The sequence below is a fragment of the Aeromonas sp. 159 genome, from assembly GCF_963862045.1.
GTDB lineage: Bacteria > Pseudomonadota > Gammaproteobacteria > Enterobacterales > Aeromonadaceae > Aeromonas > Aeromonas veronii.
Genome location: NZ_CAWLMI010000104.1, coordinates 1 through 6,003, shown reverse-complemented (window position 1 = coordinate 6,003; position 6,003 = coordinate 1). Strand labels below are relative to the sequence as shown.

The following is a 6,003-nucleotide window of genomic DNA, read 5'->3' as shown; positions in this document are numbered from 1 at the left end:
ATTGATTTAAATCAATGTTTTACGCTTTATCGTGTTTTGTGATCTGGCTCGCGTCAATAATCGTGAAATAGATTAAAAATGCCTTTCAAAGCCATGTATGGCGGGTCCTTTTACATTGATTTCAATCAAATAAAGGTGATATAAAAACCCGGTCATCATGGGCGAGAATAAATTTAGGCTGATTGTTTTGGAATTGTTAAACATTAGCTTTATTTGTGTTCTCGTATTGCCTTGTTGTTAATGCCAGTGGTTACTGAACGCGTTTTGTTGTGACACGTCCCAATAAGGCTCATTCGATAACCTCCAACGGAAGCTTTGTGCTTAAAACTTAAAATAGCCGTGCCAATAATCGGTGAGGAAACATCATGATTGCTGAGCATGTGGTAGACCTATCGCGGTTCCAGTTCGCTGCGACGGCCCTTTATCACTTTTTGTTTGTACCCCTGACGCTGGGAATGGCCTTTCTCCTGGCGATCATGGAATCCGTCTATGTGATGACCAACAACACCATCTACCGGGACATGACTAAATTCTGGGGTAAGTTGTTTGGTATCAACTTTGCCTTGGGGGTCACCACAGGTCTGGCCATGGAGTTCCAGTTCGGGACGAACTGGGCTTACTACTCCCATTATGTCGGCGATATCTTCGGGGCCCCGCTGGCTATCGAAGGGCTGATGGCCTTCTTCCTGGAGTCCACCTTCGTCGGTATGTTCTTCTTTGGTTGGGATCGTCTGAGCAAGCATCAGCATCTGGCTGCCACCTGGTTGATGGCGCTGGGTACCAACCTTTCAGCCCTCTGGATCCTGGTCGCCAACGGCTGGATGCAGAACCCGGTCGGTGCAGAGTTCAACTTCGAATCCATGCGGATGGAGATGATGAGCTTCGCTGACGTGGTGCTCAACCCGGTTGCTCAGGTCAAGTTCGTCCACACTGTGGCGGCTGGTTATACCTGTGGCGCCATGTTTGTGCTGGGTATCTCCTCCTACTACCTGCTGAAGAATCGTGATGTGGCGTTTGCCCGTCGCTCCTTTGCCATTGCCGCCGCGTTCGGTATGGCTTCCATCGTGTCCGTGCTGATCCTCGGTGATGAATCCGGTTACGAGACCGGTGAAGTGCAGAAGGTGAAACTGGCCGCTATCGAAGCTGAGTGGGAGACTGAACCTGCTCCGGCTGCCTTTACCCTGTTCGGTATTCCGAATCAGGAAGAGATGCGCACCGACTACGCCATCAAGATCCCCTATGCGCTGGGCATTATCGCGACCCGTTCTCTGGACGGTCAGGTAACCGGTCTGAAGGATCTGAAGAGCGAGCACGAACTGCGCGTTCGTAACGGTATGACCGCTTACGACTTGCTGACCAAGCTGCAATCCGGTGACAAGTCTGACGAGACCCGCGCTCGCTTCGACGAAGTGAAACAGGATCTGGGCTACGGTCTGCTGCTCAAGCGCTACACCAGCAACGTGACCGATGCTACCGACGAGCAGATTAAGGCCGCCGTGGATGACTCCATCCCGCAGGTACTGCCCCTGTTCTTCGCCTTCCGCATCATGGTTGCCGTCGGCATGCTGATGCTGGTGCTGATTGGTATGGCCTTCTATGACAGTGCCCGTCACCAGATCGGCAAGCGCAAGTGGCTGCTCAAGGGTCTGCTGTGGGGTATCCCGCTGCCGTGGATCGCCATCGAAGCTGGCTGGTTTGTTGCTGAATATGGTCGCCAACCGTGGACCATTGCAGAGGTGTTGCCGACTTCCCTCTCTGCATCCAACTTGCCTGCAGCCGAGATCTGGTTCTCTCTGATCGGTATCTGCCTGTTCTATACCGTACTTCTGGTTATCGAGATGTACCTGATGTTCAAGTATGCCCGTCTTGGCCCCAGCAGCCTGAAGACTGGCAAGTATCACTTTGAACAGATCAAGGCATAAGGAGAGCGACCATGTTTGATTACGAAACTCTGCGTGTCATCTGGTGGGCTCTGGTCGGCGTGCTGCTGATCGGTTTTGCCATCACTGACGGCTTCGACATGGGGGTAGGCGCACTGCTCCCGTTCGTTGGCAAGAAAGATGTCGAGCGCCGTGTGATGCTCAACACCATGGGGCCGCACTGGGAAGGTAACCAGGTGTGGCTGGTCACTGCCGGTGGCGCCTTGTTCGCCGCCTGGCCGATGGTGTATGCCGCGACCTTCTCCGGCTTCTACATCGCCATGATCCTGACGCTGATGGCGCTGTTCCTGCGTCCGGTCGGTTTCAAGTACCGCTCCCTGCGTGCTGATGCAAAATGGCGCAGCAACTGGGACTGGGCCTTGTTCGCCGGTAGCGCCGTACCGCCCATCGTCTTTGGTGTGGCCTTTGGCAACCTGCTGCAAGGCGTTCCGTTCGAGTTTAACCAGTTCATGATGTTGACCTATCACGGCAACTTCTTTGGTCTGCTTAACCCGTTCGGCATTCTGGCTGGTCTGGTGAGCCTGTTCATGCTGCTCACCCAGGGCGCAACCTGGTTGATGATGAAGACCGACGGTGAAGTGCTGGCGCGTTCCCGCACTGCTGCCATGGTCTGCTCACTGCTGACTCTGGTGCTGTTTGCTGCCGCGGGTTGGTGGGTAAGCGGTATGGAAGGGTATGTCATCGTCAAGGCTGCCGCGACAGACGCAGTATCCAACCCGATGAACAAGGAAGTTGTCCTGCAGGCTGGTGCCTGGATGAACAACTACACCCTCTATCCGTGGATGGTGGCCGCCCCTGTACTGGGCCTGGCCATGAGCCTGCTGACTGCGCTGTTTGCCCGCATGAACATCGGCTGGCTGGCGTTTACCAGCTCCTCGCTGGCGATTGCCGGGGTCATCCTCACTGCCGGTTTCTCCATGTTCCCGTTCGTGATGCCCTCAAGCCTTGAGCCGTCACTGAGCCTGACCATGTGGGATGCTACCGCCTCTTTCAACACCTTGCAGGTGATGACTGTGGCTGCAGCGATCTTCGTACCGATTGTGCTGGGTTACACCATCTGGACTTACATCAAGATGTTTGGCCGGGTAACCAACAAGCACATCGAAGATAACCAACAATCTCTCTATTAAGAGGTGCGCTGACAATGTGGTATTTCACCTGGATCCTGGGACTGTTGCTGGCCTGTGCATTTGGCATCATCAATGCGCTGTGGCTGGAACACACCGAGAACATGGATCGTCAGATCGATGAAAACAAGTGATCGACTCGCCAGGCTCGCCGCTCCACTGGAGCGGCAGCCGTGGCAGGGGTTGATGTTACTCGCGGCGGCCTTGTTGGCCGTCGCTATTTTACAGGCCCCCAATCTGATCGCGGCCAACACCAGCGAGCATGGTCTCTGGCTTGCTCCCTGGCTGATGTGGGCCGTCTGTTGTGGCGTACTTAACGGACTTGGCTTTCATCTGAAAAGTCTGCCCGGACGTGTGCTGTTCAACCCCTGGCTCGCCTGGCCCAGTTTGTTGTATGGCCTCTGGCTGACACATTCATATTTCCTTTCATAAAAAACGGGGGGAGGCAGGATTTCCCTGTCTCCCCCTGCTTCTTTCCTATTCAGCCCTGCGCTATGATAGCCCCCCATCTGACTGTCGAATGGATCACAGATTGTTATGGGGGAAGTCTTTGAGTTTCCGGTGCGTGTCTACTACGAAGACACCGACGCCGGGGGCATCGTCTACAACGCCAATTATCTCAAGTTTATGGAACGTGCTCGCACCGAGTTTCTTCGTGCCAAAGGGGTCGAACAGGACGTCTGGCTGCAGGAGGGATATGCCTTCGTGGTGAGCCGAACTGAGATCGATTTCCGCTCGGCGGCCCGCTTTAATGAACTATTGAATGTATTAACGCAAGTGATTGAAGTGAAACGCGCATCCCTGTGCTTTTCTCAGCAGATCCTGGCGGCTGATGGACGACTGATCACCCAGGCCATGGTACAGATAGCCTGTGTCAGTCATCCGCAAATGAAACCTGTAGCTATACCTGAAAAAATCAAGGGAGTGCTGTTAAGTGCACGCTGAAATTTCGTTTATTGGCCTGTTTTGGCAAGCCAGCCTGTTGGTAAAACTGGTCATGATGACCCTGATGAGCATGTCTATTGTCTCGTGGGCGCTGATTATCCAGCGTTCAAAGGCGATCAAGGCGGCCAATCTCGCATCGGAACAGTTTGAAGATCGCTTCTGGTCAGGGGTCGATCTCAATCGCCTCTATCAGGAGTCCTCTTCCCGCCGCGATGATATCGAAGGCATGGAAGATATCTTCTACTCCGGCTTCAAGGAGTATGCCCGCTTGCTCAAGGCCGGTGCCCGTGGTCAGGATGCGGTGATGGATGGTACCTACCGCGCCATGCGTGTTTCCCTCTCCCGCGCGGTGGATGATCTGGAATCCAATCTGCCGGTGCTGGCGACCATCGGCTCCATCAGCCCCTATATCGGTCTGTTCGGTACCGTATGGGGGATCATGAACGCCTTTATCGCCCTGGGTCAGGTGCAGCAGGCTACCTTGCAGATGGTGGCACCGGGTATCGCGGAAGCGCTGATCGCTACCGCCATGGGTCTGTTTGCCGCTATCCCGGCGGTTATCTTCTACAACCGCTTCTCCAACAAGGTTGAGCGGCTGGAGAACGCCTACGCCAACTTCATGGACGAGTTCACCACCATTCTGAACCGTCAAATTGCACAGCAGCAGGGTGATCAGTAATGCAAACCTATCAGCGGATCCGGCGCAAGAAGGTGGCCGAGATCAACGTGGTTCCCTATATCGACGTCATGCTGGTGCTGCTTATCATCTTTATGGCGGTCACGCCGGTGATCACGCAAGGGGTCAAGGTTGATCTGCCACAGGCTGAGTCCGAGCAGTTGCCGGAAGATGCCAAGCCGCCCTTCATCGTCAGCGTCAATACCGAAGGCGAGTATGTCATCAAGGCTGGCGAAGCCGATGACGAGCCGGTGCCAAGCGGCACGCCAGAGGCGATGCAGCAATACATCACCGAAAAAGCCATGGGCTATCTGGCGATCAACCAGAATGCCCCCGTGGTGGTCGCGGGTGACAAGGCCGTGCGCTACGAAGAGGTGATCCTGTTGATGGTGGCCCTCAAGAATGCGGGTGTGCCTCAGGTTGGCCTGATGACAGATCCGGTGAACTAACGGAGATGGATGTGAAGCGTGGTATTTCCGGTTATCTCATCGCGTCGTTTCTGCTGCACCTGATCATCGGCATCATCCTGTTTGTCGGGCTCGATTTCAGCAAACCGAAACGACCCGAATCGAAGGGGCAGATCGTCAATGCCGTCATGCTCGATGAGAACTTCCTCAACGAGCAGGCCAAGCAGATCCAGCAGCAGAAAGCTCAGCCCAAGCCTCAAAAGGTAGAGAAAGAGAAGGATAAGGAAGACACGGATCTCGCCAAGCGCGAGCTGGCTCAGAAACAGGAGCAGCTTCGCATCGCCGAGACCAAGCGCAAGCAGGCCGAAGAGGCGACTCGCAAGGCCGAGGCCGAGAAGCAGAAGAAGGTTGCCGAGCAGAAGCAGGCGGAAGAGAAGGCCCAAAAAGCCGAGGAAGCCCGCAAGCTGGAAGAACAGAAGGCCAAGAAGGCTGAAGCCGAGCGTAAAGCGGCGGAAGCCGAGAGCAAGGCGTTGGCGCTAAAGAAGAAAAAGGAACAAGAGAAGAAAGAGGCTGAAGAGAAGGCCAAGGCGGCAGAAGCCAAGGCCAAGAAAGCGGAAGCTGACAAGAAGGCCAAAGCCGAAGCCGAGAAGAAAGCCAAGGCAGAAGCAGAGAAAAAAGCCAAAGCCGAGGCCGAGAAGAAGGCCAAGGAAGAGGCTGAGAAAAAGGCAAAAGCTGACGCAGAGAAGAAAGCCAAGGCAGAGGCCGAAAAGCAGGCCAAGATCGCGGCTGAGCGCAAGCGTAAAGCAGCCGAGCAGGCCAAGCTGCAAAAAGAGATGGAAGAGATGATGCAGCAGCAGCTGTCGGCTGAGGCCAATGCCCGCAGTCAGGCGGCATCGGCAGCAGCCCAG

General features: G+C 54.9%; 8 protein-coding genes. All 8 read left to right on the top strand.

Annotated features, from left to right (window positions below):
- Window positions 1-365 precede the first annotated feature (365 nt).
- Window positions 366-1,922: a cytochrome ubiquinol oxidase subunit I gene (locus tag AACR14_RS15885; protein ID WP_005335743.1), complete on the top strand. Its 1,557-nt coding sequence runs from the start codon at window positions 366-368 to the stop codon at window positions 1,920-1,922.
- Between the two features lie 11 nt (window positions 1,923-1,933).
- Window positions 1,934-3,070, top strand: a complete 1,137-nt coding sequence (gene cydB, locus AACR14_RS15880) for a cytochrome d ubiquinol oxidase subunit II (protein WP_019446890.1) — start codon at window positions 1,934-1,936, stop codon at window positions 3,068-3,070.
- Between the two features lie 14 nt (window positions 3,071-3,084).
- The gene (gene cydX, locus AACR14_RS15875) at window positions 3,085-3,201 is read left to right on the top strand and encodes a cytochrome bd-I oxidase subunit CydX (protein ID WP_005304933.1); all 117 of its coding nucleotides are present in this window, start codon (window positions 3,085-3,087) and stop codon (window positions 3,199-3,201) included.
- A complete protein-coding gene (locus tag AACR14_RS15870) occupies window positions 3,188-3,499 on the top strand; it encodes a cyd operon YbgE family protein (RefSeq protein WP_041202810.1) in 312 nt (103 codons plus the stop codon). The genes cydX and AACR14_RS15870 overlap by 14 nt, the downstream gene beginning before the upstream one ends.
- Before the next feature lie 105 nt (window positions 3,500-3,604).
- Window positions 3,605-4,012: a tol-pal system-associated acyl-CoA thioesterase gene (ybgC, locus tag AACR14_RS15865; protein ID WP_019446888.1), complete on the top strand. Its 408-nt coding sequence runs from the start codon at window positions 3,605-3,607 to the stop codon at window positions 4,010-4,012.
- Complete coding sequence (gene tolQ / locus AACR14_RS15860) at window positions 4,002-4,691, top strand: protein TolQ (RefSeq protein ID WP_005335735.1); 690 nt, start codon at window positions 4,002-4,004, stop codon at window positions 4,689-4,691. Before ybgC ends, tolQ begins: the two co-directional genes overlap by 11 nt.
- On the top strand, window positions 4,691-5,137 hold the full coding sequence (gene tolR, locus AACR14_RS15855) for a protein TolR (RefSeq protein ID WP_005335733.1): 447 nt from the start codon (window positions 4,691-4,693) through the stop codon (window positions 5,135-5,137). Before tolQ ends, tolR begins: the two co-directional genes overlap by 1 nt.
- Before the next feature lie 5 nt (window positions 5,138-5,142).
- Window positions 5,143-6,003 (top strand): cell envelope integrity protein TolA (gene tolA, locus AACR14_RS15850; protein WP_019446887.1); only part of this gene is annotated, 861 nt, incomplete at its 3' end.